Origin of the sequence: Homoserinimonas sedimenticola (genome assembly GCF_026094475.1) — a bacterium.
Classification (GTDB): Bacteria; Actinomycetota; Actinomycetes; order Actinomycetales; family Microbacteriaceae; genus Homoserinimonas; species Homoserinimonas sedimenticola.
Genome location: NZ_JAPELL010000001.1, coordinates 944,393 through 969,557, shown reverse-complemented (window position 1 = coordinate 969,557; position 25,165 = coordinate 944,393). Strand labels below are relative to the sequence as shown.

Here is a 25,165-nt window from a genome sequence, read left to right as displayed (position 1 = left end):
GTCAGCTGTCCAGGAATTCAGCGACCCGAGTGAGCACACGGTCGACCTGCTGCTCGCTCAGCGCCGAACCACTTGGCAGAGTGAGGCCGGTCCTGAAAAGCAGCTCCGCGGCGCCGGTCGTGAAGGAACGCGACCGGGAGAAGAGGGGTTGAAGATGCATAGGCTTCCACAGCGGGCGGCTCTCGATATCGTCGCCAGCCAGCCATTTGCTCAGCTCGGCGGGTGCCCATCCCGTCGTCTCTTTGTCTACCAGGATTGAAGTGAGCCAGAAGTTGTCCTCCGAGTCACTCTCTCCGCCGAAAATAGTGACGCCCGCGACCCTGCCAAAAAACTCGCGGTAGCGGTCGCGCAGCGCGCGGCGTCGGTCGATCATCTCGTCGAGCCGGCCGAGCTGTGCACGACCGAGAGCGGCCAAGAGATTGCTGAGCCGGTAGTTGTAGCCGACCTCCGTGTGCTCATAGTGAAGCACCGGCTGCCGAGCCTGAGTGGCAAGATAGCGCGCTCGTGCCGCCAAGTCGGAGTCATCGGTCAGGAGCATTCCGCCCCCCGATGTAGTCATGATCTTGTTGCCGTTGAAGGAGAACGCTGAGGCGACGCCGAAGGAACCCGCCGGCGCGCCTGCGTGAAATGCGCCGAGGGACTCGGCTGCATCGGCGAGCACGGGCACGCCGTAGCGCTCGGCGAGGGGAAGGATTCGCGAATAGTCGGCCGCCTTGCCGAGCAGATCGACGGGGAGGATGGCAGCAACACGCTCGCCGCGGGCAGCGAAATCGTCGAGCGTTTCCTCAAGCAGGTCCACGTCGATGTTGCCACTCGTGGCATCCGAGTCCACGAAGACGGGTTCGGCGCCTACATAGCGGATGGCGTTCGCCGTGGCGGCGAACGTCATGGTCGATGTCAGGACGACGTCGCCTGGTGAAACATCGAGACAGAGCAATGCCAGGTGCAGGGCAGCAGTCCCGGAACTCAGGGCGACCGCATGGCGTCGGCCGATACGCTCCGCGATCTCTGCCTCAAAGGCGTCGACATCGGGGCCGAGCGGCGCGATCCAGCCCGAACGGATGGCCGCAACGATCGCATCTTCCTCCGCCTGACCGACATCAGGCGACGACATGTAGATTCGCTCGTTCATCGCTCCGCCACCCCGCACCGACGCAACCACTCCGCCCTATCGAGGCGCTCAGGGGAGAGGGAATCGACACGCGCATGAGAGATTTTGGGATGGTGCGGCCGCGCATCCGACTCGTTCTCGCCCAGCAGCTCCTCGTGAAGCTTCTCCCCAGGACGCAAACCTGTGAACACGATCTCGACCTCTTTGCCAGACATGTCGATCATCCGTTGCGCGACGTCGAGGATGCGCACGGGCTCGCCCATATCGAGAATGAGGACTTCACCGGGATCGCCGATGCCGCCAGCTTGCACGACGAGCTGGCAGGCCTCAGGAATGGTCATGAAGAAGCGGGTCACATCAGGGTGGGTGACCGTGAGAGGCCCGCCTGACTCTATGAGAGACGTGAAGGTCGGAAGCATCGAGCCGCGGCTGCCGATGACATTCCCAAAACGTACCGAGAGGTACCGCATCCCCGTCTCCTCGGCCGCCCATGAGGTCAACTTCTCAGCCACGCGCTTGGAGTGGCCGAGCACGCTCGTGGGATTCGCCGCCTTGTCTGTGGAGATGTTGACGAATGTCGCGACATTGACACTTCGCGCCGCATCGATCACGTTGAGCGTGCCTTTAACATTCGTTTGCCACGCCTCATCCGGATACTGCTCGAGCATTGGCAGATGCTTTAGGGCGGCGGCGTGGAACACCACCTCGGGGCGGCGATCGGCGAAGATGCGCAGGAGGGTCTCACGATCGCGGATGTCGGCGAGAATGACGTCCTTGGTGTTCAGGAGGCCATGCCCGTCGACGGCCAGCTGGGAAGACTGCAGTCCCGACTCGTCGCGGTCGAGCATCATGAGTTCGGCGGGAGCAAACTTGGCGATCTGTTGCGAGAGCACGGAGCCGATCGAGCCTCCCGCACCAGTGACGAGGACGCGCTTTCCGGTGAGGTAGTCGGCGATCGACTCGACATCGGTATCGACGGGATGGCGACCGATGAGATCCTCGATCGAGACCTCCTTCAAATCCTTGAGAGCGGTCCTTCCCTCGAGGATGTCGCTCAACAGCGGGAAGACGAGCATACGCAGCCCCGCGTCGTCAGCGAGATCCTTGATGCGCCTGATGAGAGCCGAGTCGGCTCGGCCGATGCAGACGACCAATGTGCTCGCCTCACTGTCCCGAGCGACCTGCTCGAGGTCAGAGCCGGTGCCCAGGACGGGCACACCTCCTACGGAAAAGTTGCTCTTCGCCGGGCTGTCGTCGATGAGTCCGACCGGCAGGTACTTCGAGGATCGAGTGGTGAGCATCTGAGGGATCACGAAGTTCGAAAGCTCGCCTGCGCCGTAGATAAGCGTGCGCTCCGCCGACGCTGTCGGCTTTGACCGCTTCTCAAATCGGAGCCTGCGGATGTACCTTGCACCGCCCATAAGCACGAGCGCCATCGGCAGTGCGACGAGCACGGTGCTCCGCGGTACGGGGACCAGCGCAAGAAGGACAGGGATGCCGATGATGATTGCCGTTGCCGTCGTCGTCACGGTCAACGCTTGCACCTCGTGGAAGGATCCGGTGCGGAATCGACCGCGATACAGCTGAAAGATTCGCCCGAGCACGAACTGCAGGACCACTGCGACGACTGAGAGCATGGCCATCGCAGGCCAGTGCACCCGCTCGAATGCCAGTTCGTAACGGAATACGGCCGCAAAGACCAGAGCTGCCGACCATGCCAGGGCATCGAATATGAACTGGCCGCCGACAACTCTCCGCGCAACAGCGAGGCGACCTGGCGGCGGCACGACGTCCGCGTTCGTCGCCGGATCTCGATTCGAATTCACTCGCGTCATGAGGGCTAGTTGGACCTGTTCACAGTCGCCAGGCCCAGAACTGGTACGCCGACGAGGTCGAGTGAGCGCAGGGCGCCTTCGAGCTCTTGCCGTCTGGTGCGACCGGCCTCCACCACCACTAGTGCTCCGTCAGCCACTCGGGCAGCTCCCGTCAACTCGGCTTGGGGCCCGTTCGCAGCAGCATCGATCAACACCACATCTGCGACGGTTCGCAGCTGCTCCAAGAACGCGCTGAATGCCTTTGTCCCGAGCAGTACCGAGGTGTCCTCGCCTCGTGTCGAATATGTCATCACGAGTGCGTCGCCAACGGGTCCGGCTGCAGCAGCGTCTTCCCGACCAAGCGACTCACGCAGATCGACCGCGTTGGCAGCCGCGTCGAACCCATCGTGGAGGCTCAGCACTCCGACGCGCGCGCGCGTCGACGCGAAGGAGGCCGCGAGTCGACGCGTCACGTGCGGGGTCAGAGTGTCGTCTCCAGGCGAAAGGACGACAACAGCAGGAATACGCGGCGCTTCGTCAGTGGTCCCTGTGGTCTCCCCGTTCGTGAGGCGTGCCGCTATGACGGTCCGCAGCTGATGGAAAGCGTCGTCGCTGTCTCGATCCGACACAGGGACGTCGTCGGCTGCGAACCGGAGCTCGGCCAATACATCTGTCCCAGCGATTGCCTCGGCTTCCTGGGCATCCCGGATCCGAGTGTTCAAGTACCAACGGAGAAGTGCGAGCGCAAGGCCGATGAAGATCCCGAGTATCGCGGCCAACACGACGGTCTGGCGGATGCTCTCTGAAGGCCCGGAAGGCGGGTCTGCCTCGCCTATCACCGCGAACTGCACGCGGGTTCGATCTGTCTCTTCCACTTCAACGGTGTCGTCCACATATTCGATCAGGGACAGGGCGACCGCATTGGCAATGTCGGCTGCATCCTCCGCAGTCGAGGCCGTTGCCCTCACAGTAAGAAGGGCGGAGTCCGTTGCCTGCCTGACTGTGACGACGTCGATGAGTGCTTCACCTGAATCCACGGCATCCGTGTACTCCGCCGCGCCGTCAAGAACCTCACCGGTGGTGCCGACACTCGCGTAAATTCGGGCTCGCTCCACGGCGAAGGCAGTGCCCCCCGCCGGGTCGCAGACCTCGACGTCCTCGCTCACCGTGCAGGCAGAAACGAGCAGAGTCGCGGCGGACTCGTAGGTCGGGGTGCGGGTCGCCGCATAGGCATAGGCAGCGGCGGCGAAGAGCACTGTCACCGCGAGGATGATCGCCCACCCCTCGCGAACGACGCGGAGGAGATCCCGAGCTGTCATCTAGTCCCTCAATGTCCCGATCGTGTGCCGCGCTGGAGCAACCCGAATGCTCACTGCGATTCGCACAGTTTAGTGGTGTGGCGTCTGAGGTTCCTGCCGACCATCGGCTCGCGCGGCGGGCAGGGTCAGCGTAGCCAGCGATGCAGCGGCGTGACCAACGCGCCGATTGCTAGACTCCGGGGGTCCGTTCCCGTCTCCCGAAAGGCGCCCATGCCCACGCAGCGACTGGGTGTCGTTTCCGTCATCCTCGTCAACTTCCGAGGTGCCGACGACACGATCGAGGCCATAGGCCACCTTGGCCGACTGGACTGGTCGCAGGAGAAACTCGAGATCGTCGTCGTCGAGAATGCGTCCGGCGACGACAGCGCCGAGCGCATCCGGGCTGCCGCGCCGCACGTGAAGCTCGTCGTCTCGAAGACGAACGACGGCTTCGCCGGCGGATGCAACAGGGGAGTCGCAGCATCCAGCGGCGAGTACATCGCGCTCCTCAACAACGACGCGCGCCCCGACGAGAAGTGGGTGCGGGCCGCGGTCGAGAAGTTCGAGACATCCGAGCAGATCGGTGCCGTCGCGAGCCGCGTGCTCGACTGGGAGGGCGAGAAGGTCGACTACATCGGCTCCGCCATGACCTGGTACGGAATGGGATACAAGCCCTTCACGGGAGAGGCGATCCCCAAGACACCCGACGTGCCGCAGGACGTGCTCTTCGGCACCGGCTCCGCCATGTTCGTGCGCCGCAGCGTCTACGACGCCCTCGGCGGCTTCGATGAGCGCTACTTCATGTTCTTCGAGGACGTCGACCTCGGCTGGCGGCTCAACCTGCGCGGCTGGCGCTTCGCCTACGTTCCCGAATCGCTCGCGTACCACAAGCACCACGCCTCGATGGCGGAGTTCGGCCCCTACAAGGAGACCTACCTTCTCGAGCGCAACGCCCTCTTCACGCTCTACAAGAACCTCGAAGAGGATGCCCTCCACGAGACCCTGCCAGCCGCCGTCACGCTCGCGATCCGCCGCGGCATCTCCCGCGCCGGACTCGACTCCACCGCCTACGACCTCCGCAAGCCGGGCGGCGACAGTGACGACACCGAGGCGGTATCGAAGCAGGCCGTCTCCGCCATGTTCGCGATCGACCAGTTCGTGGAGCACCTACCGTCGCTGCGCAAGAGCCGCGACGACATCCAGACCAGCCGCACCGTCAGCGACAACATGCTGTGGCGGCTCTTCGGCCAGGTCGACGCGCCCGTGTACCAGGAGGAGAAATACCTCGACGGGTACACCGACATCGTGAGTGCCTTCGACGTGCTCGAGCCGACCGAGCGCACCAAGGTGGTCGTCATCACGGGCGACCCGATCGGCAAGAAGCTCGCAGGCCCCGCCATCCGCGCCTGGAACATGGCCGAGCTCCTCTCCCGTGACAACGACGTCTGCCTCGTCACCCTCTCGGGCGCCGAGGAGATGGATGCTCCGTTCCGCATCGAGCACGTGCGGCCGGGCGACGACGCCAAGTTCGGCCCCCTCGAGGCCTGGGCGGATGTCATCGTCTTCCAAGGACATGCGATGGCCGTCTTCGAGAGCATCCGCACGAGCTCCAAGATCCTCGTCGTCGACATCTACGACCCCATGCACCTCGAGCAGCTGGAGCAGGGCCGAGAGCTGCCCGCGGCGCAGTGGACCCAGCAAGTATCGGATGCGACCGATGTGCTCAACGAGCAGCTGCAGCGCGGCGACTTCTTCCTCTGCGCCTCCGACCGGCAGAAGATGTTCTGGCTCGGGCAGCTCGCGGCCCTCGGCCGCATCAACCCCCTCAACTACGACGGTGACCCCGATCTCGACGGGCTCATCAGCATCGCCCCCTTCGGGCTCTCCTCCACGCCACCCACACACGAGCGGGACGTGCTCAAGGGCGTCATGCCCGGCATCGGGCGCGACGACAAGGTGCTGTTGTGGAGCGGTGGCCTCTACAACTGGTTCGACCCCAAGACCCTCATCCGCGCGGTCGCCGAACTCTCGGGGCGACGCGACGGGGTACGCCTGTTCTTCCAGGGCACGAAGCATCCGCACCCAGGAGTGCCCGAGATGCGCATCGTCAAGGAGTCGCGAGCGCTCGCCGAGGAGCTCGGCGAGCTCGACCGCTCCGTCTTCTTCAACCCCTCTTGGGTCGACTATGCCGACCGGCAGAACTACCTGACCGAGGCGGATGCGGGCGTCAGCACGCACTTCTCGCACATCGAGACGACCTTCTCGTTCCGCACCCGCATCCTCGACTACCTGTGGGCGGAGCTGCCCATGGTCGTGACGGCGGGCGACCACTTCGCCGAGCTCATCGAGCGCGAGAACCTCGGCGTCGTCGTCGCTGCGGAAGACGTCGAGGCGCTTGCGGCAGCCCTCGAGCGCGTGCTCTTCGACGATGAGTTCATTGCGGAAGCCAAGGCGAACATCCGCCGGGTCCGTGAAAGCTACTTCTGGGAGGTTGCCCTCGCCCCGCTCGTCGACTTCGTGGCGGAGGCCCGGCATTCGCGCGACCACCGCGGCCTCACGGCGGCCCAGCTGGCCGCCGCGGCGAAGGGGCGCAAGCAGCGCCGTCGCTCGGGGCTCCTGCACGACGTCGGACGCGCCGCCTTCTACCTGCGCACCGCCGGGCCGAGCGCTGTTGTCGGCAAGGTGGCCAAGCGGCTCAGGAGGCGTTGATGACCGCCACAAGCCCCGCAGAGCAGCTTCCCGAATCGACGCCGAAACCTCGGGTGCGCGTTCGCCAGTCCCTCTCGGAGGGCATGGCGGGTCACCACAACGCGCTCGGCCTTCTCCGCCTCGTCCTTGCCTCCCTCGTCATCTTCTCGCACGCATTCCCCCTCGGCGGCTGGGGCTCCGACCCGATGCCCCTCATCGTCCGTAACCAGGAGACGATCGGCGGCATCGCCGTCGTCGGCTTCTTCGCCATCAGCGGATACCTGATCGCCAAGAGCGGCGCAGGCTCCGACATCATCCAGTTCCTCTGGCGGCGCGTCCTGCGGATCTTCCCCGCCTTCTGGCTCGTGCTCGCCGTCGGTGCCTTAGTCGTCGGGCCACTCGTCTGGCTCATGGAGGGCCGTCCGCTCGCCGGCTACTTCACCCTTGGTGGTGGCGGGCCTGTCAGCTATATCGTGGCTAATGCAGACCTAACCATGCGGGCCTGGGGTGTGCACGACCTCTTCGCGACGACAACCCCTTACGGCGAGATGACCGGGTCGAGCGTGTTCAACGGCTCACTGTGGACTCTCTCCTACGAATGGGCGTGTTATCTGGTCATCGCCCTCTTCCTCGTGATCGGCGCCCTCAAGTACGCGCGCTGGCTCGTGGTGCTCTCGGCGCTCGGCATGCTCGCGATCTCGCTGTCGAATACCTTCTTCCCGACCCTCGTTCCCTCGTACCTCCCGATGTTCGGGGACCCGTTCCGGGTCAACCTCACCTACGTTTTCCTCGTGGGCGCGAGCCTTGGGCTCTACTCCAAAGCGATTCCCCTGAACAACATCCTCGGTGCACTGAGCGCGGTCGTGGTGCTGCTGAGCCTCGCCTTCGGCGGCTGGGTGCTCATCGGGTACCCCGCCTTCGCCTACCTGCTCCTGTGGTCTGCCGCCAAGCTACCGCGCCAGGTGCAGTGGATTGGGGCGAAGAACGACTATTCCTACGGAATCTACGTCTACGGATTCCTCGTGCAGCAGTTCACGGCGTACCTCGGTTGGCACCACTGGGGCTACGTGCCGTGGGTCATCGCGACGCTACTCGTGACGTTCGGTTGCGCATGGGTCAGCTGGCACGGCGTCGAGAAGCGCGCCATGAGCCTCAAGGACCTCGGACCGGGACGCGGCATCCGTTGGTGGTTCCGCTGGCCCCGCGAACGCATCGCTCGCGGGAAGCCCGCGGATGGTCCGCCCGCCGCAGGGCCAGCGCCGGCGCGTGCTGATTGACGCGTCAGCGCGCTCGATAAAGTCGAAGAACCTCTCACCACACAAGGAGTCCCACTTGGTCGCTACTGACATCGGCACCGTCCTCGTCACGGGGGGCGCCGGCTTCATCGGCTGTGCCCTTTCGCAGCGCCTCGCCGCCCGCGCCGACCGCTGGGTCGTGCTCGACAATCTGCACCCGCAGGTGCACCCCAACGCCGAGCGCCCGGCCGAGCTCCACCCCGCCGCCGAGCTCGTCCATGGCGACGTCACGAAGGCCGCCGACTGGGACTCCCTCCTCGCCGACGTCCGGCCGGATATCCTCGTGCACCTCGCGGCCGAGACAGGCACCGCCCAGTCACTTCACGAGGCGACCAGGCACGCCGAGGTCAACGTCGTCGGCACGACCCAGATGCTGGATGCGTTCGGTCGCGCCGGTCATACGCCTCGCCAGTTCGTCCTCAGCAGCAGCCGCGCCGTCTACGGCGAAGGAGAGTGGCAGCGTGAAGACGGCAGCACCTTCGCCCCGGGTCAGCGCTCGCATGCCCAGTTCGAGCGCAAAGAGTGGGACTTCGCCGGCGCACGGCCCCTTCCCAGCGAGGGTTCCCGCACACGCCCGGCCCCGACCAGCGTCTACGGCGCCACCAAGCTCGCGCAGGAGAACATCCTGTCGGCATGGACTTCCTCCCACGATGTCGCCCTGACGATCCTGCGCTTCCAGAACGTCTACGGTCCCGGCCAGTCGCTCATCAACCCCTACACGGGCATCGTGTCTCTCTTCTCACAGATGGCGATGCGCGGGGAGTCGATCCCCGTCTATGAAGACGGTCGCATCACGCGCGACTTCGTCTACATCGAGGATGTCGCGGCCTCCCTTGAAACGGTCATCGGCGATCTCGCCACCGGTTCGACCCCCTTCGACGTGGGGTCGGGCGTCGGGACCACGATCCTCGAACTCGCTCAGCACATCGCTGACTTCCATGGCGCTCCGGCCCCGCATGTCACGGAGCAGTACCGTGACGGGGACGTGCGGCATGCGGAGTGCACGATTCAACGCACGACGGCGGAGCTTGACTGGAAGCCGGAGTGGAGCGTCGAGCGGGGCATCGCCGGCTTGCAGCAGTGGATCGCTGAGAGGGTCTGACAGGCACAATGGGCGAGGCCGGGGGGAAATCGCCAGCCGGGGCGAAGGGGGGCATGACGCCCATCATCGCGGCGACCATCGTCGCTGGAGCCGCGGGTTACGTCGTCACTTGGCTGGTGTATCGAGTGATCGGGCCCGCTCCCTACGCACTCTTCGCCATCTTCTGGGCGGCGTTATACCTCGTGGTCGGTGCGCTCTCGGGCATCCAACAGGAAGTCACCCGTGCCACCCGTCCCATTGAAGCCGGCACACGTGTGCGCGCCAGTCGCACGCGAAATTTCGCGGTGATCGCGGCAGCCCTCGTCTTCGCCGTCACGGTCGCATCCGCCCCAATCTGGGTCGACGCCGTCTTTCCGGACTCGGGGTGGGCGCTGGTATGGCCCCTCGCGTTGGGAGGGGCCGCGTATGTGCTGGTCGCAGCCCTGAGCGGATCCTTGTATGGGGTGAGCCAGTGGCGTGCACTTGCGCTCATGATTTCCGTCGACGGCCTCGTGAGGCTCGCGCTCGTAGGAGTCGTACTCCTCATCGCCCCTAATGTCGTGGCGCTGGCTTGGGCGGCCGCCCTGCCGTTCCCCCTCGCGATCATGCTGCTGTGGCCCAGCATCCGCCGGAGCTTCGTCGGCCGTAGCGACATCGATGTCGGATATCGTCGCCTCACGTGGAACGTTGCGCGCACCATCGTCGCCGCGGTCTCCACGGCCGTGCTCGTAAGCGCATTTCCGCTGCTCCTGGGGGTCACCTCGCCGGGAGCTGACGAAGCACTCATCGGCGAGCTCGTCTTCACCCTCACCCTCACCCGCGCCCCGCTCGTCGTCTCGGTCATGGCACTTCAGAGCTACTTCGTCGTGCGCTTCCGCGAGAGGCGGCAGAGAGAGGCGCGGCTGCTCCTCGCGATCCTGGGTATCCTTGCCGCCGGCGGGGTCGTCCTCGCGTTCGCCGCCTGGCTGCTTGGTCCCGCCGTGTTCGGCTTCGTCTCGGGCGCCCCCGTCACGCTCGACGGAAGCGTCATTGCCCTGATGGTGGCGTCATCCGCTCTTGTCGGCGCACTCTGCGCGACCGGCGCGGCCGTGCTCGGCAGAGACGGCCACTTCGCGTATTCCGCGGGATGGATGGCGGCAGCAGTGGTCACGGTCGCGGTCATGATGCTGCCCCTCGACGAGCTCGTGCTGCGGGTCGTCCTCGCAACGGTCATCGCGCCGCTCGCTGGGCTCCTCCTGCACGTGCTGTGGCTCGCGAGCCCGGCGGCACGCCCCGTGGGGGAGGTGCGGCAGTGAGGCGACGGCTGCGGCAGGGGCACGATCACCTGCGGGAGTCCTGGTTCGCACTACTCGTCGCTGCCCTGGTCATCGCCTCGGCAGCTGCCACGCTGGCCGGCTTTCCTCTCTGGCCGCTCTTCGCGGCAGCAGCGCTCCCATGGGGCGTCGCCGTCTCCTCAAGAGTCGGCGCCTTCGCAGCCGTCATGGGTTCGCTTCTCGCGACCATGTGGCTCATCGTCGGCGTGCTCATGGTCACGCCTCTCCTTCCCGCGACGATGCACGTCTCGGTGACGATCGCATGGACGCTCTTCGGCCTCGCGGGGGCCGCCGTCATGCTGGGGCGCAATGTCGCTCCAGCCCGGCCGCGACCGGTCACGCTTGTCACCTGGCTGCCCGCTGCACTCGGCGGCGCGTTCTGGATCGCCCTGACTCTCGTGAGCGCCCAGCTACCGGGGGCGTCGCGCCTCTCCCTCGTCGTCCACGGCGACTCGGCCAACAATGTGCTGTTCGCCCGGCAGGTGCTCTACCACTCGGGCATCGCTGTCGGCCCCGAGGAGAATCCCGTTCCGATGCCCTCGGCCCTGCTCGCGCTGGCAATGGCTCCTGGACGTGACGCGGTCGCGCCCGCCGACCTCCTTCGTCACGACCTCACGGCGTTCACAGGGGTGTGGGCCATGGTCATCGCGGGAGTTTGCCTGCTCACGGGAGTCGTCGCCGCGGCCGTCACGGAACGTGCGGGAGCAGGCCTCGTCATGGTGGGGGCCGTGGGCGCCGTGGCATCCTTCGTGCCGCTCACGTGGTTCGTCACGGGGTATCCATTGGAGTTCGGATTCTTCAACGCCCACATCGCCCTGGTCGTAGTTCTCGCCTCCTTCGCCGCCTACCTTGTGGAGGAGAAGAGCCCCGCACACGCCCTCGCCCTGCTCTGCGTCACGGCAACGCTGCTGCTGACGGTGTGGAGCCCGTTCGTGTTGCTCCCTGCGTCACTCGCCGTCGTGCTCGTCCTTCGTCACCGTCGCAGTCTCCTCCGCGTTAGGCGGCTCTCCCTTTTCCTCGTTCTGGCAAGCGGAATGCAGCTCATTGTGTATGGTCTCGCCGTCGTACTGCCGAGTTTTATCGCGCTCTCCGACTTTCTCTCGGCGTTCGGCGGTGCGCACTCGGTGCCGCGGTGGGTGTTCTTCGCGATTCTTGTCGCGACCCTCGTGCTGGCGCTGCTCGCCTTTCGCACGCCGCGACATCCGATTGTCTACGGGCTCCTGGCGCTAGCGACGGGTTCGATTCTCGGACTCGCAGTGCTGCTCTTCATGTCACGCCACCAGCCCACCCCGTGGACGTACTACCCGCTCAAGTACTTCTGGCTCATCACCGTCGTGCTGCTGCTGCTGTCACTCGGAGTCGTCGCGGGTGCCATCGTGCACCGTGTACCGAGGGGCCCGTTGCGGGCAGCAGCCCTGGCAGTCGCCGCCGCCAGCCTGGTCTTCTTCCTCTACTGGATTCCGCGCCCGATCACCGGAGGGGCTGAAGCCGGGCCGGTGCTCAGCACGCTCAGGGGCGAGTTCCTCGGTCACGGCGATGATGTCGTCAACACCATCACGAGTCTCTCCGACCCGGAGCAGCCACACCTGCTGTGGCGGTCGGGGGAACTGCACGAGGTCACCGTGAACTTCTGGATCATGCAGATGTGGGCCGACTCACTCACGGAGCATCCGGAACTGCGGGTCGCGGCATACGGAGGCTACGACACGGGCAAAGCCGAGGACCTCTGCACAATCGTCGACCTCATGGGCGGCGGCACCATTGTCCACACCTCCGACGAGAGTCTCGAGGCCGAGGTCGACGCCACCTGCCCGCAGCTCGGAGTGGCAGTCACGCCCTACTGAACCGGCGCACTGCGACGACAGCGCCCGCAACGAGCGCGGCCGAGACCACCACCATGCCGCCCAGCGACAGGAGCAGACCTCCCGGGGGCACCCACTCGGCGGCCGTCACAAGGTCGGCCCAGCTCGCATCAAGTCCCACGGCATAGCGGCGAATCGCCGTGGCAAAGGCATGAACCTGGGCCACAGACCAGAGCGACACGACGAGGATGGTGGCGCGCACGGTCACGCCCGGGGTGGGGCGCAGCACGTCCGACAGCACAGTTGCGACGCCGAGGGCAGCACAGACGAAGACGGGAAGGATGTAGCGACCCTGCCAGATCAGTCCGCCTCCCGAGATGTACGCCGCCTGCACGAGCGGCGGTAGGGCCACGGTGGAGGCGACAAGTAGGAAGGCGAAGACGAGGTGCCGCCCGCGCAGGAGGAGGGCGCCCAACAGGAGGAGGCCCCCTGCGAGTGCGATCCAGACGGCGAAGACGAAGAGGGGCGCCGGTGCGTCGAGCCACCCGAAGATTCCGACGGCACTCTGCAGATGCTCGAGTGTGGCCTGGAAGGTCCACCAAGCGCCGTAGTACCACGGGGCGCCGACACCGGGCGCGATGGTCTCGGTGAGAGGGTCATTCACCGCTGCGCCCAGGGAATTCGTCGAGAAGAGCCAGATCGCCGCGGCGAGAACGGCGAGTGCGCTACCGGCGATCGCAACCTGGATCGGACGGCGACGCAGCAGCTCGACGATCTGGTGACCGGATGCGAGCACGAGGGGAGCGAGGATCGCGACGACAAGCCACAGCACCGAGAGTCCACGCATGTTGGCGGCCACTGCGGCTCCCGCCAGCACCACGCCCGCGAGAGGCGCGAGCGGTCTCTCCCGTTCGCGAATGATCGTGAGCATTCCAGCGAACGCGGCCAGGGTGGCCGTGATCTCGAGCGCGTTCGGGTTCACTGTGCCACCCAGGAAAAGGACCATGGGCGTGGCTGCGACGGCCAGCCCGATGAGCGGCAGAAGTCGGCGACGCCACGTGCAGACGAGACCCACTGCGAGGGCGAGGAAACCAGAGACGAGGAGTGCACTGGCGATCCGCATGCCGTAGATCCCAGAGCTGTCGTCGAGGAGCAGTGACGGCCAGCCGACGAGCGCGTAATAGAGAGGGTTGTAGAGGCCCGCCGTCGTCGATCCCGGCACGATGGCGTCGCTCGGCTCAGGTGCCGGCTCCGCGCAGTCCGCTTCCTCCCTCGAGTCGAAAGCGAAGCACGTCTGGGCATGTGTGAAGGAGACGTACTGCGGCACGTCGACGATATGACCGAAACTGCCCCGCTCGCCGATGAACTCTCCACGTGCGACGGACGCGGCCTTGATCAGGTGCGCCGGTTCGTCAGGGGCTGCTCCGATCGGCGTCGCAATTGACCACAGGGTCATCAGGAGGCACAAGGCAGCCCACGCCGCCAGGAATGGTCGCGTGAAACCCCGGTCAGTCGGCGTCGTCGGTGCTGCGTTCACGCTGGCTCTCCAACTCCATCTCGATGAGAGCAACTCGCTCGGCCAGGGTACGCGTGCGCGCCTCGAGGCGTGTCAGCTCCGCGCTTGCCTGAAGGCAGACGAAGAACAGGATCGTGATGCTCACGAAGAACACGAGATTGAGAGGGACCTCGATACCGATGACATCCGACGCCCATTCGAGTGTCTGGGGGAACACCCCGGCGGTCAGCGCCAGCACGCCTGCAATGAACCACCAGATGGCGTGACGTTCCCGCAGCAGATGACGTCGGAGCATCTCGACGACGACAACAAGAATGAGCAACGCCGACGCGATGCCGAAGATGTAGCTTGTGAGAGTCACCGCTCGACCGCCACGCCGTAGGTAGACCGTGGCCTCATGAAAGCGACGAGCAGTGCGAGGGTCGCACGCCCCAGGTAGGCGGCGGCTTTGAAGGGGTTGTGCGAAGGTACGCCACCGGCGCGAACGCGCATGGCGACGGGCACCTGCCGGACGATGAGACCCGAGCGTGAGGCGATCACGAGAGCCTCGATCGTGTCTCCGAGGTACTCCGCCGGATAGTGTTCGGCAAAGAGCCGGATGGCACGGGGACCCGAAGCACGAAAGCCAGAGGTCGTGTCGGTGAGCTTCGCGCGGGATGTGCGGCTCAGCACGATCGCAAGCAGCTTCATCGCCCACTGTCGAGGGCCCCTCACTCGGTAGTCTCCCTCTCCGGCGAAGCGAGCACCGAGCACGAGGTCGGCGGACTCGAGTTCGCGCAGCAGTGCGGGAACTCCCGCGGGATCGTGCTGGCCGTCGGAATCGACCTGTACGACCGCCTCGAAGCCGTGGGTGAGGGCATGCCGAAACCCGACCCGCATCGCACCCCCGACGCCGAGATTGAATGGAAGCGTCGCGACGAGCGCTCCGGCCTTGCGTGCCTCGCGGCTCGTGGCATCCTTCGAACCATCATCGACCACGAGAATCGACGCATCCGGGACCTTCTCGCGGACCTCGCGGACGACCGCCGCGACAGACGCCTGCTCGTTGAATGCAGGCATCACGATGAGGATGCGGGACGAGTCTGGTGACACGGGCACGAGTCTATCGGCGCGGAGTCGGGTGGCGTGTCAGTACGGAAGCCCGAGGATGTGGCGGGTGAGGGTGCGCATCCCGGTCGTGTTCCGCGAGGCGATCGCCCCGGGCAACTCGGTGAGAGCGTGCAGCCGAGACGACGTGTGATTATGCGCCGCACGGGCGGCGTGCCGCCATCCCAGCTCGCGGCACGAGGCTTCGGCTTCTCGGAAGAGGACCCGCTCCTGCCGAAACTTCGAGCCGTCCGGCCCCGTGACGGCCGAGACGCTCGCCGAGTGGCGGCGGTAGGCGAAGACGACCTCGTCGTCCACCACCATCGACCCACCGTTCGAGATGATCTCGAACATCATGGCGAGATCCTGCGTGACGTCCAGATCCGTGCGGAAGCCCGAAGCGACCCTTGACGTGCGCCAGGCGACGCTGGGGAAGTACGGCCAGAACCCGCGGAGAAGGCTCGTTGCAATGGTCTCACCCTCGTAACGCCGGGCACCGCTACCGTGCGGTCGGTAGACAGCCTTGACACGGTCGGCGAGAGGGGAGACGGGAGTGCCGTTCTCATCGATCACGGTGACGCCCGGCTGGATGATGTCGGCATCGGGAAAGTCAGCGATGAGCCTTCGGATCCTTCCCACATAGCCCGGCAGCATGATGTCGTCGCAGCCCATGATCACGACGAACTCGCTCTTCGCGAGCCCCACGCACTTGTTGTAGTTGCGGCTGGGGCGCAGGTTCTCCTCGTTCCGGATGTAGGTGACGCGGCTGTCTTCGATCGACGAAGCCCACTCACCAGGCATGGCATCCGGGTACACATCATCCACGATCGTGAGGCGCCAGTTCGGATCGTCCTGCGCCAACACGCTCTCGACAGCGATCATGAAGTGCTCGGGACTGCCCCAGTAGGGCATCATGATGTCCAGGATCTCGCCTGTTGCGCTCGCTCGCTCTGCTGTCGTCACGATGATCCAGCCTACTCACCGATGCGAGCGGGCCGAGGCTGCTCAAGTAAGCTCGGCTTCATGCACCTGCGTCGTTGTCTCGTAGTGGACTGTGCCGAATCGCGAAGTCACTGCTGATGAGAGTCGTCGTCACCGGCGCCGCCGGGATGCTCGGATCGAGCATCGTGCAGCAGTGGGACACCATCCGGCCCGGCGACGAGCTCGTCGCCCTGACTCGCGCCGAGGTGGACCTGCGGGACGCGGCTGCGACGGCCGAGGCGATTGCGAGCATCCGCCCCGACTCGATCATCCACGCGGCCGCCCGTGTCGCGGGGATCACCGAGAAGCTCGAGCGCCCCGCGAGCTTCCTGCAGGAGAACATCCAGCTCGACAGCAGTGTCATCTCGGCGGCGATCGCGGCCGAGGTGCCCGAGTTCCTCTACATCTCGAGCGGCGCCATCTATCCCGCCGAGGTGGAGCAGCCCATCGTCGAGGAGCGGCTGCTGGCCGGGCCGCTCGAGGGGGCCAACGAGGGCTACGCGCTCGCCAAGATCACGGGCACCAAGCTCTGCGAGTACACGAGCCGCCAATACGGATGGGCCTACCGCGCAGCAGTCCCCAGCAACCTCTACGGCCCCGGCGACGACTTCCGCCCCGGGCGTGCCCACCTCGTCGCCTCGACCATCGCAAAGGCGCACGCCGCTGTGCGTGCAGGTGACGACACCGTCTCGGTGTGGGGAGATGGCACAGCCCGGCGCGAATTCACCTACGCCCCGGACCTCGCGGCCTGGCTGATCTCCCAGGTCGGCGCCCTCGAGGCGTGGCCCGCGATGCTGAACCTCGGCGTCGGAGTCGACCACAGCATCCGCGACTACTATGAAGCGGCGGCCAGGGCCGTCGGCTTCGGCGGGGAGTTCGAATACGACACCACGAAGCCGTCCGGCGTCATGCAGCGGCTGCTCGACTCCAGTCGCGCCCGCGCCCTCGGCTGGGACCCCAGCACGACCCTCGACGACGGCTACGCCGCGAGCTATGCGGCCTACCTGGCCGCGACACCCCCCGATCAAGGAACCGCCACATGACCGACGCACCCCAGGGATTCCCGCTCGCGACCTCGAGCTGGGACGAGGCCGAATACACCGCCATTCAGCGCGTCGTCGAGAGCGGCCGCTTCACGATGGGGCCCCTCGTGAAGCAGTTCGAGTCGGAGTTCGCGGCGCACTTCGGCGCCGGCTACGGCGTCATGGTCAACTCGGGCAGCAGCGCCAACCTCCTCGCCATCGCGGCCGCCGTGATCGACCCCCGCATCGACCTCAACCGGGGGGATGAGGTGCTCGTGCCCGCCGTATCGTGGGCGACCACCTACTACCCGCTGCAGCAGTACGGCCTCATCCCGCGGTTCGTCGACATCGACCTCGACACGCTCAACATGGACCTGGAGCTCGCCGAGCAGGCCGTCACGGAGCGCACCAAGGCGATCTTCGCCGTCAACCTCCTCGGCAACCCCAACGACTTCACGAAGCTCACGGCGCTCGCCGAGAAGCACGGTCTCGTGCTCCTCGAAGACAACTGCGAGTCACTGGGCGCGCGCGACGCGGGAACCTGGGCCGGCACGGCCGGGCTCATGGGCACCTTCAGCGCCTTCTTCTCGCACCACATCTCCACCATGGAGGGCGGCGTCATCCTCACCGACGACGAGCAGCTCTACCAGGAGTTGCTGTCGCTGCGCGCCCACGGCTGGACGCGCGAGCTCCCCGAGAAGAACTTCGTGCACGACAAGACGGGCGACCGCTTCGACGACCTCTTCCGCTTCGTGCTGCCCGGCTACAACGTGCGCCCCCTCGAGATGTCGGGGGCGATCGGCATTGAGCAGCTCGCCAAGATTCCCTCGCTCGTCGAGGGGCGTCGGCGCAACGCCGCCTACTTCGTCGAGAAGTTCGCCGGGCTCGAGACCGTGCGCCTGCAGCGCGAGACGGGAGAGAGCAGTTGGTTCGGCTTCTCCCTCGTGCTCGAGGGAGCCCTCGCGGGGCGCCGCGCCGAGGTCGCCCGCACGCTCGAAGCGGCGGGGGTCGAGGCCCGGCCGATCGTCGCCGGCAACTTCGCCCGCAACCCCGTCATGCAATACCTCGACGCCATCGTGCCCGAGGAGCTTCCCGCGGCCGACAAGGTGCACGTCGACGGCCTCTTCGTCGGCAACCACCACTACCCCGTGGAGAGCGGCATCGACCTCGTCTACGACACGCTCGCCTCGCTCAGCTGAGACGGGTGTAGCAAGCTCACATCAGGCCTGCTGCAGTGCCTCTCGGAACGAGTCGAGCGTCCGAGCCGCCACCGCCTCCCATGAGAACTGTGACGCTCGAGCCAAACCGAGGCGCGTGAGTTCGCCACGCCGCTCGGGATCCTGCGAAAGCGACTGCACGGCACGCGCAAGATCCGCGGGGTTCCCCGCGGAGAAGTAGTCGGCGGCATCCGCGCCGACCTCGCGGAAGACCTCGGTGTCGGCGAGGATCACGGGAAGCCCGATGCCCATGGCCTCAAGCGTCGGCAACGAGAAGCCCGTGGCGAGGGTTGAATCGATGAGCGCCGTCGCGGTGGCGAAGAGATCAGTGAGTTCCTCGGTCGGTACCCACGATTTCAACTCCACCCAGCGCTGCAGGCCGAGCCGCTCTACGAGCGGGACAAGTGGATCGTCGCCGTGGCTGCCCGTGATCACGAGGCGAGGTCGATCGCTCTCCGGAATATGGGTCCAGGCGCGCACGATCGTCTCAAAGTCCTTATAGGGGCTTCGCTGGCCGATCGCGAGAAACAGATCCGACGCCCTCGTCGCGCCGGGCGTGACCACGGGATCCGGTGCCCGCCCCGCGAGGGGTATGACGTCAATCCGGTCGTCGGGAAACCCCAGATAACGACGGATGGCGCTCGCCGAGTACTCGCTGATCGTGATGAGACGCGTCGCCGCGGCGGCACCTCTCCGCTCCATCCATTTGACGGGCTCTGTGAAGAGCTTCGTCTGCATGAGTTCGGGGTGGGAGAAATACAGGAGGTCGTGCACCGAGATCACGACAGGAACCGGGGGGTGAAGCGGCCCGAACATGGCGGGTCCGTGAATGAGGTCGGCACCCGATCGTCGCGCGGCGCGAGCGACGCTGAAGAGCTCACCGAAGGCCCACGTGAGACGGTTCTCCCCGCTGATCCCGGAGTCGATGACCTCGCCCGGGAACCAGGAGTGATCGCGCTTCATGAGTTCTGAGCTGCCATAGCCGATGAAGCTGAACTCGCCCGGCTGTTCGCCAAGGTGACGGTAGAGCTCGCGGGCGTAGATCTCGATCCCCCCCTTCGTCCCCGTGGTCTGGAGCAGGTTGACGAAGACGAGGGGCATGGGTCCAATGCTAGCGACGGCGCCCCGGTAGGCTCGCGGCGTGACGACCGTCTCCGTAGCCCTCGCGACCTACAACGGTGAGCGCTTCGTCGCCGAGCAGGTGACGAGCATCCTCACCCAGTCGCGGCCGCCCACCGAGCTCGTCGTGGCCGACGACGGGTCGACGGATGCCACGCTCGACGTCATCCGCGACGTGCACGGTCGGCTCGGGGCATCCGTTGCCCTCCGCGTGCTCGAGGCGGAGGGGCGGCTCGGGGTCACCGCGAACTTCGAGCGTGCCCTGCGCGCCTGCACTGGCGAGCTGATCGCGCTCAGCGACCAGGACGACGTGTGGCACCCCGATCGCCTCGCGGCCGCCGTGCCGAGTTTCGAAGTGAGGCCCGAGCTGCTCCTGCAGCACTCCGACGCCCGACTCGTCGACGGCGAGGGCTCGCCGATCGGCGCGGGACTGCTCGACGCTCTGTGGGTCTCGCCGGGCGAGAGGCGTGAGATCGCCGAGGGGCGCGCCTTCGAGGCCAACTTGCGCCGCAACCTCGTGACGGGCGCGACCGTGCTGCTGCGGCGCTCCCTGCTCGAGCACGCGCTGCCCATCCCCGACTCGTGGGTGCACGACGAGTGGCTTGCGATCGTCGCGGCCTCGACGGGGCAGGTCGAGCTCCTCGACGCCGCGCTCATCGACTACCGGCAGCACGGCGGCAACCAGATCGGCGCCACCAAGCCGACCCTGCGCTATCGGATCGGGCGGATGCTCGAACCCCGGGGTGACCGCTATGAGCGACTCGCCCGCCGCGCCCAGGCGCTCGCCGAGCGGCTCGAAACGCTTCCCGTCTCGCCCGAGCGGCGCGGTGCCGCCCGTGACCGCGCCCGCTTCGACCGGGTGCGCGCAGGGCTTTCCCGGCACCGGGTCGCCCGCCTCGGTCCCGTCCTCCGGGAGTATCGCGCCGGCTCCTACCGGCGCCTCTCGAGTCAGGGAACGCTCGACGTCGCGCGCGACCTCCTGCAGCCGGCGGGAAGGTCGCCGCGTGATGGAATAAGAGCATGACAACTCCCTGCGTCCTCGTCACCGGCGGTGCCGGCTACATCGGCTCGCACGTCGTGCGCCTCCTCCAGGAGCGTGGCAGCCGCGTCGTGATCGTCGATGACCTCAGTAACGGCGTCCGCGCCCGCACGGAGGGCATCCCGACCCTCGAGATCGACCTGGCTACGGATGCCGCTCCCTCCGCCGTGCGCACCCTCATCGACGAGCACGCCGTCGACGCCGTCATCCACTTCGCCGCCCGCAAGCAGGTCGGGGAGTCCGTGCAGCGGCCCGCCTGGTACTACTCGCAGAACGTCGGCTCCCTCGCCAACCTGTTGCTCGCGATCGAGGGCAGCACGGTCGGCAGCGTCGTCTTCTCGTCCTCCGCCGCCGTCTACGGCGAACCCGACACGGGCGCCGTCGCGGAAGACGACCCCACCCGCCCCATCAACCCCTATGGGGCGACCAAGCTCGTCGGGGAGCAGCTGCTCACAGCATCCGTCGCCCCCCTCGGCATCTCCGCCACCTCGCTGCGCTACTTCAACGTCGCGGGCGCCGGCTGGCCGGACCTCGGCGACACGGCCGTGCAGAACCTCGTGCCGATGGTGTTCCAGCGGCTCGACGCGGGGGAGCAGCCGCGCATCTTCGGCGACGACTACGCGACGGCTGACGGCACGTGCATCCGTGACTACATCCACGTGCTCGACCTCGCGCACGCGCACCTCGCCGCCCTCGACCGACTCGAGACCCGGCGTGGCGAGGGAGCCGAGCCCGAGGCATCCGTCTTCAATGTGGGCACGGGCGAGGGCAGCAGCGTGCGGGAGGTCATCGAGGCGATCGCGCGGGCGTCCGGCCGTGAGCTGCAGCCCGAGATCATGCCGCGCCGCGCAGGCGACCCGCCCAAGCTCATCGCCGACCCCGCCCGCATCACCGAGGTGCTCGGCTGGCGCGCGCGCCGCGGCCTCGACGAGATCGTCGCCTCGGCCTGGCAGGCGCACACGGCCTAAGGGTCACCGAGGCAGGCGGGTGCGCCAGCTGAGATTGCGCGACGCCATGACGCAGCACACGACGAGCGTCAGCCAGCCGAAGCCGACGAGCAGCGAGCTCTCCGCGAGCGAGGTCACGGCGAGCACGAGCAGCACGAGGGCCGGCCAGACGTAGGTGATCGTGCGGCGACGCGTCGCGAGCAGCCACGAGCGCACGAGGGCGAGGCCCAGCAGGGCGACGAACGCGACGAGGCCCACGAGCCCCAGCTGGAAGGCGACATCGACGAAGGCGTTGAGCGCCGAGGCGTGGCCGCGCCCCGCCACCAAGAACCACGAGTAGGGGGGCACATCGCGAGGCCATACACCCACCCAGCCGAAGCCCTCGATGGGGTGTAACTGTGCGAGGCCCAGCACCTGCATCCAGAGGGTGTAGCGCAGCTCGAACTCGCTGCCCGCATTGAGCAGCGCGATGACGCGCGAGCGCGCCACCCACACGATCACGAGCGTGAGGCCGACGACCCCAAGGACGACGAGATTGAGGATGCGCCGCAGCGGCTCGCCCGCGCGACGCACGCCGAACAGCACGGCCGTCGCCACGACGAGCACCGCGAGCACGCCGAGAGTGACGGGTGACTGCGTGAGGGCGACCGCGAGCAGCGCCGCCGCGAGCGATGTCGCCGAGACCCAGCGGCTCACGGAACGGGTCGCGAGCTCCACGAAGAACGTCATGACGGCGATCGCGGCGACCGCCCCGAACTGGTTGCGGGTGCCCAGCAGGCCCTCGAGCGGGCCGCCTTCCACGAGGTTGCCAGAGACGCCGAGGAAGGGGATCGGCATGTCGATCAGCGCGCCCGCGAGGATCTCGACCGCGAAGGAGGCGGCGATCACGAAACGCAGCGTATCGCCGACCGCACGCACCACCTGGAGCAGGTCGCGGCTGAGCGCGACGAAGACGCCGAGGAAGGCCACCACCAGCTGGTAGGCGATCCCGCCGAGCGAGGCCCAGTTGTATTGGCTCCAGACGATCGAGAGCAGGCTCCACCCGACGAAGACGAGCAGCGAGATGGGCAGCATCCCGTTCCACTCGATCTCGCCGCGGCGCACGCGAAGCGAGGCGCCGCAGAACGCGGCCAGGGTGGCGAGCGCTGCGCCGTAGCCCCACCAGCCGATCATGGCGACGATCGGATGGGCGAGGAACACGGTTCCCAGCACCGCGAGCGTCGCAGCCTTGGTGAAGGCGGCCGACCCGAGGAACGCCCATCCCGCATCGGGGATGAGGGGCGGGCGCGGTGGGGTTGCCATGGGGCCTTCAGGGTACGGCATGCGGCGGGGGCGCGCGTGTAGAGTTAGGCGACCCGTCTGGCCTCTCATGCCTCGATCCCTTGGAGGAACACACCGATGAAGCGCGCACTCATCACAGGAATCACGGGCCAGGACGGCCTCTATCTGGGTGAGCTGCTGCTGTCGAAGGGTTACGAGGTCTACGGCCTCGTGCGCGGGCAGAACAACCCCAAGCTCGAGACGGTCCGGCGCATCCTGCCCGACGTGAAGCTCATCTTCGGCGACCTCACCGACCTGCCGAGCCTCATGCGGGCGCTCGAGACCGCACAGCCCGACGAGGTCTACAACCTGGGGGCCATCTCCTTCGTCGCGTACTCGTGGGAGAACGCCTCCATGACGACGGATGTCACGGGCAAGGGTGCCTTCAACATGCTCGAGGCGACTCGGCTCTACGCGGGCGACGACGTGTCCAAGGTCCGCTTCTACCAGGCCTCGAGCTCCGAGATGTTCGGCAAGGTGCAGGAGGTGCCGCAGCGCGAGTCGACGCTCCTGTGGCCGCGCTCACCCTATGGCGTCGCGAAGGTCTTCGCGCACTACATGACCATCAACTACCGCGAGTCCTACGGCCTGCATGCCTCCTCGGGCATCCTCTTCAACCACGAGTCGCCGCGCCGCGGCCCTGAATTCGTGACCCGCAAGGTGACGCAGGCGGTCGCCCGCATCAAGCTCGGGCTGCAGGACACGGTCGCGCTCGGCAATCTCGAGGCGAGCCGCGACTGGGGTTTCGCGGGCGACTATGTCGAGGCGATGTGGCTCATGCTGCAGCAGGAGAAGGCCGACGACTACGTCATCGCGACGGGGGAGACGCAGACCATCCGCGAGCTGCTTGACGTCGCCTTCACCCATGTCGGCATCGACGACTGGGAGCGCCACGTGACGCAGGACCCGCGCTTCATGCGCCCCGCCGAGGTCGACCTGCTCGTGGGCGACCCGAGCAAGGCGCGCGAGACGCTCGGCTGGAAGCCACGGGTCGACTTCCGCGAGCTCGTGCAGATGATGGTCGACTCCGACCTGGAGGAGCAGCGCCGCCTCGGCCGCTAAACCTTCGGAGGTGCCGGGCCGCCAGGGCGCGGGCCCGTCAGGATACGCGCGACTGCGGCATCCAGCGCACGGGCCCGTCAGGTCCGGCGGCCACGCGCCTCGTCGCGAAGGCGAGGTAGGCGAGCAGGAACCAGCCGTACTCGAGCAGCAGGCGGCTCTCCACGAGGCTCTGCACGACGAGCACCGTCACGAGCAGGAGCGGCAGCATCGCGAGGGCACGGTCAGCCGGGCGCGAGGCGGATGCGCCGTCGAGGGCGATGAACCAGGCCCGGGTCGCGACCGAGAGCACGAGGGCGGCGAGCACGACGACCCCGATCACGCCGAGCTGCAGGTACGCGTCGAGCCATGCGTTGTGGGCGTGCAGCTGCTCCGTGTCGTTGCGGATGACGAGGCCGTCGAAGGGTTCCACCCACGGAATCCAGTAGCTGACCCAGCCCCAGCCAGCGACGGGCCGCTCGGCAGCGAGATCGGCGACGATGCGCCAGTTATCGAGGCGACCGGTCAGATCGGCGCTCTTGCCGAGTAGGCCGAGCAGGCTCTCCCGCATGAGGATGGCGACGGTCACGAGTCCCGCCGCAACAAGGAGGGCGGCCGACCCCGCCGCAAGCCGGGGCGGCCCGACCGGCACCCGGTGCATGAGCTGCACGAGTCCCGTCACGGCGAGGACCGCGACGATCGCGACCGTGATGGTGGCGGACGCCGTGAGCACGACCACGAGGGCCGCGACGGCGAACCACCCCGCCACGTGCAGACGGCGGTGACGCGGGGTGAGCATGTCAGCACCGTGCAGGTCGGCACCTCGAGGATCGGCGGCCGTGGCATCCGCCCCTCGCCCCACGAACCACTCGATCGCGAAGACGATGAGGCCGAGCAGCGCGATGAAGCCGAGCGTGCTCGAGTTGCCCACGATGCCCTGGATGGGGTCTCCCGTGAAGAGGTCGGCGCGCGACCAGGCGTACATGATGGGCACCTCATCGACGGTCCACCCCGTGAAGAACGGGAAGACGGGCTGCCGCACGAAGAGGGCGACGACGAGCTCGAAGAGGAGCGACAGGGCGAGGATGAGGCGGACGGCGCGGGAGAGCACGCGCAGCATCTCCCGCCAGTCGAGCGTCAGGGCCAGCAGCCCCGCGATGGCCGTCGTGACCCACTGCGCGAGCGCGCCGAGAGCCGTCCACTGCGGGTAGGCCGACCAGGCGATCGACGCGGTCGCGAGCCCGAGAAAGACCAGCAGCGGGTACGGCATGCTGTCGGGCCGGATGTCGCGGCGGCGACGCACGAGCATCGTGATGCCTGCGAGGGCGAGAGCCCCGATGAGGATGCCCCAGCCGAGCCAGCTGATCGAGTTGCGCCACGCGTCACCCGCCAGGAGCGTGAACAGCACGAGCGTGGCGTAGGCCCGCATCCCACGCGAGACGGGGGCGGCGGTGCGAGGCATGGACTCGATCCTACGC

General features: G+C 67.0%; 20 protein-coding genes. 10 read left to right on the top strand and 10 right to left on the bottom strand.

Translation table 11 applies throughout. The features are described from left to right. Position 1: 1 nt before the first annotated feature. The 3 genes from OH146_RS04495 to OH146_RS04485 form a co-directional block, all read right to left on the bottom strand. Positions 2 to 1,132, bottom strand: coding sequence for a DegT/DnrJ/EryC1/StrS family aminotransferase (locus tag OH146_RS04495; RefSeq protein ID WP_265157779.1), 1,131 nt, complete (start codon positions 1,130 to 1,132; stop codon positions 2 to 4). Further along, on the bottom strand, positions 1,129 to 2,754 hold the full coding sequence (locus OH146_RS04490) for a polysaccharide biosynthesis protein (protein ID WP_265157777.1): 1,626 nt from the start codon (positions 2,752 to 2,754) through the stop codon (positions 1,129 to 1,131). Before OH146_RS04490 ends, OH146_RS04495 begins: the two co-directional genes overlap by 4 nt. Positions 2,755 to 2,951: 197 nt before the next feature. Continuing rightward, positions 2,952 to 4,244 carry a Wzz/FepE/Etk N-terminal domain-containing protein gene (locus tag OH146_RS04485; RefSeq protein WP_265157774.1) on the bottom strand — a complete coding sequence of 431 codons (1,293 nt, stop codon included), beginning with the start codon at positions 4,242 to 4,244 and terminating at the stop codon, positions 2,952 to 2,954. A 210-nt stretch (positions 4,245 to 4,454) separates the two neighbouring features. Between OH146_RS04485 and OH146_RS04480 the strand changes: the two genes are divergently transcribed. The 5 genes from OH146_RS04480 to OH146_RS04460 are packed head-to-tail and all read left to right on the top strand — an operon-like array spanning position 4,455 to position 12,444. Beyond that, complete coding sequence (locus tag OH146_RS04480; RefSeq protein WP_265157772.1) at positions 4,455 to 6,932, top strand: glycosyltransferase; 2,478 nt, start codon at positions 4,455 to 4,457, stop codon at positions 6,930 to 6,932. Next, a complete protein-coding gene (locus OH146_RS04475) occupies positions 6,932 to 8,188 on the top strand; it encodes an acyltransferase family protein (RefSeq protein WP_265157770.1) in 1,257 nt (418 codons plus the stop codon). The genes OH146_RS04480 and OH146_RS04475 overlap by 1 nt, the downstream gene beginning before the upstream one ends. 55 nt (positions 8,189 to 8,243) lie before the next feature. Continuing rightward, complete coding sequence (locus tag OH146_RS04470) at positions 8,244 to 9,308, top strand: NAD-dependent epimerase/dehydratase family protein (RefSeq protein WP_265157768.1); 1,065 nt, start codon at positions 8,244 to 8,246, stop codon at positions 9,306 to 9,308. A 53-nt stretch (positions 9,309 to 9,361) separates the two neighbouring features. Then, positions 9,362 to 10,582, top strand: a complete 1,221-nt coding sequence (locus OH146_RS04465; RefSeq protein WP_265157766.1) for a hypothetical protein — start codon at positions 9,362 to 9,364, stop codon at positions 10,580 to 10,582. After that, positions 10,579 to 12,444 carry a hypothetical protein gene (locus OH146_RS04460; protein ID WP_265157764.1) on the top strand — a complete coding sequence of 622 codons (1,866 nt, stop codon included), beginning with the start codon at positions 10,579 to 10,581 and terminating at the stop codon, positions 12,442 to 12,444. Before OH146_RS04465 ends, OH146_RS04460 begins: the two co-directional genes overlap by 4 nt. Here the strand turns inward: OH146_RS04460 and OH146_RS04455 are convergent. The 4 genes from OH146_RS04455 to OH146_RS04440 form a co-directional block, all read right to left on the bottom strand. After that, positions 12,431 to 13,858, bottom strand: coding sequence for a DUF2142 domain-containing protein (locus OH146_RS04455; RefSeq protein ID WP_265157762.1), 1,428 nt, complete (start codon positions 13,856 to 13,858; stop codon positions 12,431 to 12,433). The genes OH146_RS04460 and OH146_RS04455 overlap by 14 nt on opposite strands. Before the next feature lie 52 nt (positions 13,859 to 13,910). Continuing rightward, on the bottom strand, positions 13,911 to 14,279 hold the full coding sequence (locus OH146_RS04450; RefSeq protein WP_265157760.1) for a DUF2304 domain-containing protein: 369 nt from the start codon (positions 14,277 to 14,279) through the stop codon (positions 13,911 to 13,913). Then, positions 14,276 to 14,977 (bottom strand): glycosyltransferase family 2 protein, encoded by a 702-nt coding sequence (locus OH146_RS04445; RefSeq protein ID WP_279348844.1) that lies wholly within the window; start codon positions 14,975 to 14,977, stop codon positions 14,276 to 14,278. The genes OH146_RS04450 and OH146_RS04445 overlap by 4 nt, the downstream gene beginning before the upstream one ends. 69 nt (positions 14,978 to 15,046) lie before the next feature. Next, entirely contained in the window at positions 15,047 to 15,967 is a 921-nt protein-coding gene (locus OH146_RS04440) for a glycosyltransferase (RefSeq protein ID WP_265157756.1), read from the bottom strand. 116 nt (positions 15,968 to 16,083) lie between these two features. On the opposite strand from OH146_RS04440, the gene OH146_RS04435 reads away from it, so the two are divergent. Both OH146_RS04435 and OH146_RS04430 read left to right on the top strand, forming a co-directional pair. After that, a complete protein-coding gene (locus OH146_RS04435; RefSeq protein WP_265157755.1) occupies positions 16,084 to 17,028 on the top strand; it encodes an NAD-dependent epimerase/dehydratase family protein in 945 nt (314 codons plus the stop codon). Continuing rightward, complete coding sequence (locus OH146_RS04430) at positions 17,025 to 18,206, top strand: DegT/DnrJ/EryC1/StrS family aminotransferase (protein ID WP_265157753.1); 1,182 nt, start codon at positions 17,025 to 17,027, stop codon at positions 18,204 to 18,206. Before OH146_RS04435 ends, OH146_RS04430 begins: the two co-directional genes overlap by 4 nt. Positions 18,207 to 18,227: 21 nt before the next feature. On the opposite strand, the gene OH146_RS04425 is transcribed toward OH146_RS04430, so the two are convergent. Continuing rightward, positions 18,228 to 19,325, bottom strand: a complete 1,098-nt coding sequence (locus tag OH146_RS04425; protein WP_265157751.1) for a glycosyltransferase family 4 protein — start codon at positions 19,323 to 19,325, stop codon at positions 18,228 to 18,230. 40 nt (positions 19,326 to 19,365) lie between these two features. On the opposite strand from OH146_RS04425, the gene OH146_RS04420 reads away from it, so the two are divergent. Both OH146_RS04420 and galE read left to right on the top strand, forming a co-directional pair. Next, positions 19,366 to 20,367 (top strand): glycosyltransferase family 2 protein, encoded by a 1,002-nt coding sequence (locus tag OH146_RS04420; protein WP_265157749.1) that lies wholly within the window; start codon positions 19,366 to 19,368, stop codon positions 20,365 to 20,367. Beyond that, entirely contained in the window at positions 20,364 to 21,350 is a 987-nt protein-coding gene (galE, locus tag OH146_RS04415; RefSeq protein ID WP_265157747.1) for a UDP-glucose 4-epimerase GalE, read from the top strand. The genes OH146_RS04420 and galE overlap by 4 nt, the downstream gene beginning before the upstream one ends. 3 nt (positions 21,351 to 21,353) lie before the next feature. Here the strand turns inward: galE and OH146_RS04410 are convergent, their stop codons facing one another. Then, the gene (locus OH146_RS04410) at positions 21,354 to 22,631 is read right to left on the bottom strand and encodes an O-antigen ligase family protein (protein ID WP_265157745.1); all 1,278 of its coding nucleotides are present in this window, start codon (positions 22,629 to 22,631) and stop codon (positions 21,354 to 21,356) included. Positions 22,632 to 22,727: 96 nt separating this feature from the next. Here OH146_RS04410 and gmd point away from each other — a divergent pair, with 96 nt between their 5' ends. Then, positions 22,728 to 23,711 (top strand): GDP-mannose 4,6-dehydratase, encoded by a 984-nt coding sequence (gene gmd, locus OH146_RS04405; protein ID WP_265157743.1) that lies wholly within the window; start codon positions 22,728 to 22,730, stop codon positions 23,709 to 23,711. 37 nt (positions 23,712 to 23,748) lie between these two features. Here gmd and OH146_RS04400 read toward each other — a convergent pair whose 3' ends face one another. Beyond that, positions 23,749 to 25,149: an O-antigen ligase family protein gene (locus tag OH146_RS04400; RefSeq protein WP_265157742.1), complete on the bottom strand. Its 1,401-nt coding sequence runs from the start codon at positions 25,147 to 25,149 to the stop codon at positions 23,749 to 23,751. Positions 25,150 to 25,165 lie beyond the last annotated feature (16 nt).

Bases quoted from the DNA above. Each gene is read 5' to 3' on its own strand.
- OH146_RS04445 (WP_279348844.1), bottom strand. From the start codon at position 14,977: ATGCCTGCATTCAACGAGCAGGCGTCTGTCGCGGCGGTCGTCCGCGAG.
- OH146_RS04455 (WP_265157762.1), bottom strand. From the start codon at position 13,858: ATGACCCTGTGGTCAATTGCGACGCCGATCGGAGCAGCCCCTGACGAA.
- OH146_RS04465 (WP_265157766.1), top strand. From the start codon at position 9,362: ATGACGCCCATCATCGCGGCGACCATCGTCGCTGGAGCCGCGGGTTAC.
- OH146_RS04485 (WP_265157774.1), bottom strand. From the start codon at position 4,244: ATGACAGCTCGGGATCTCCTCCGCGTCGTTCGCGAGGGGTGGGCGATC.
- OH146_RS04480 (WP_265157772.1), top strand. From the start codon at position 4,455: ATGCCCACGCAGCGACTGGGTGTCGTTTCCGTCATCCTCGTCAACTTC.
- OH146_RS04435 (WP_265157755.1), top strand. From the start codon at position 16,084: ATGAGAGTCGTCGTCACCGGCGCCGCCGGGATGCTCGGATCGAGCATC.
- OH146_RS04400 (WP_265157742.1), bottom strand. From the start codon at position 25,149: ATGCCTCGCACCGCCGCCCCCGTCTCGCGTGGGATGCGGGCCTACGCC.
- OH146_RS04490 (WP_265157777.1), bottom strand. From the start codon at position 2,754: ATGGCCATGCTCTCAGTCGTCGCAGTGGTCCTGCAGTTCGTGCTCGGG.
- OH146_RS04495 (WP_265157779.1), bottom strand. From the start codon at position 1,132: ATGAACGAGCGAATCTACATGTCGTCGCCTGATGTCGGTCAGGCGGAG.
- OH146_RS04410 (WP_265157745.1), bottom strand. From the start codon at position 22,631: ATGGCAACCCCACCGCGCCCGCCCCTCATCCCCGATGCGGGATGGGCG.
- galE (WP_265157747.1), top strand. From the start codon at position 20,364: ATGACAACTCCCTGCGTCCTCGTCACCGGCGGTGCCGGCTACATCGGC.
- OH146_RS04425 (WP_265157751.1), bottom strand. From the start codon at position 19,325: ATGCCCCTCGTCTTCGTCAACCTGCTCCAGACCACGGGGACGAAGGGG.
- OH146_RS04430 (WP_265157753.1), top strand. From the start codon at position 17,025: ATGACCGACGCACCCCAGGGATTCCCGCTCGCGACCTCGAGCTGGGAC.
- gmd (WP_265157743.1), top strand. From the start codon at position 22,728: ATGAAGCGCGCACTCATCACAGGAATCACGGGCCAGGACGGCCTCTAT.
- OH146_RS04475 (WP_265157770.1), top strand. From the start codon at position 6,932: ATGACCGCCACAAGCCCCGCAGAGCAGCTTCCCGAATCGACGCCGAAA.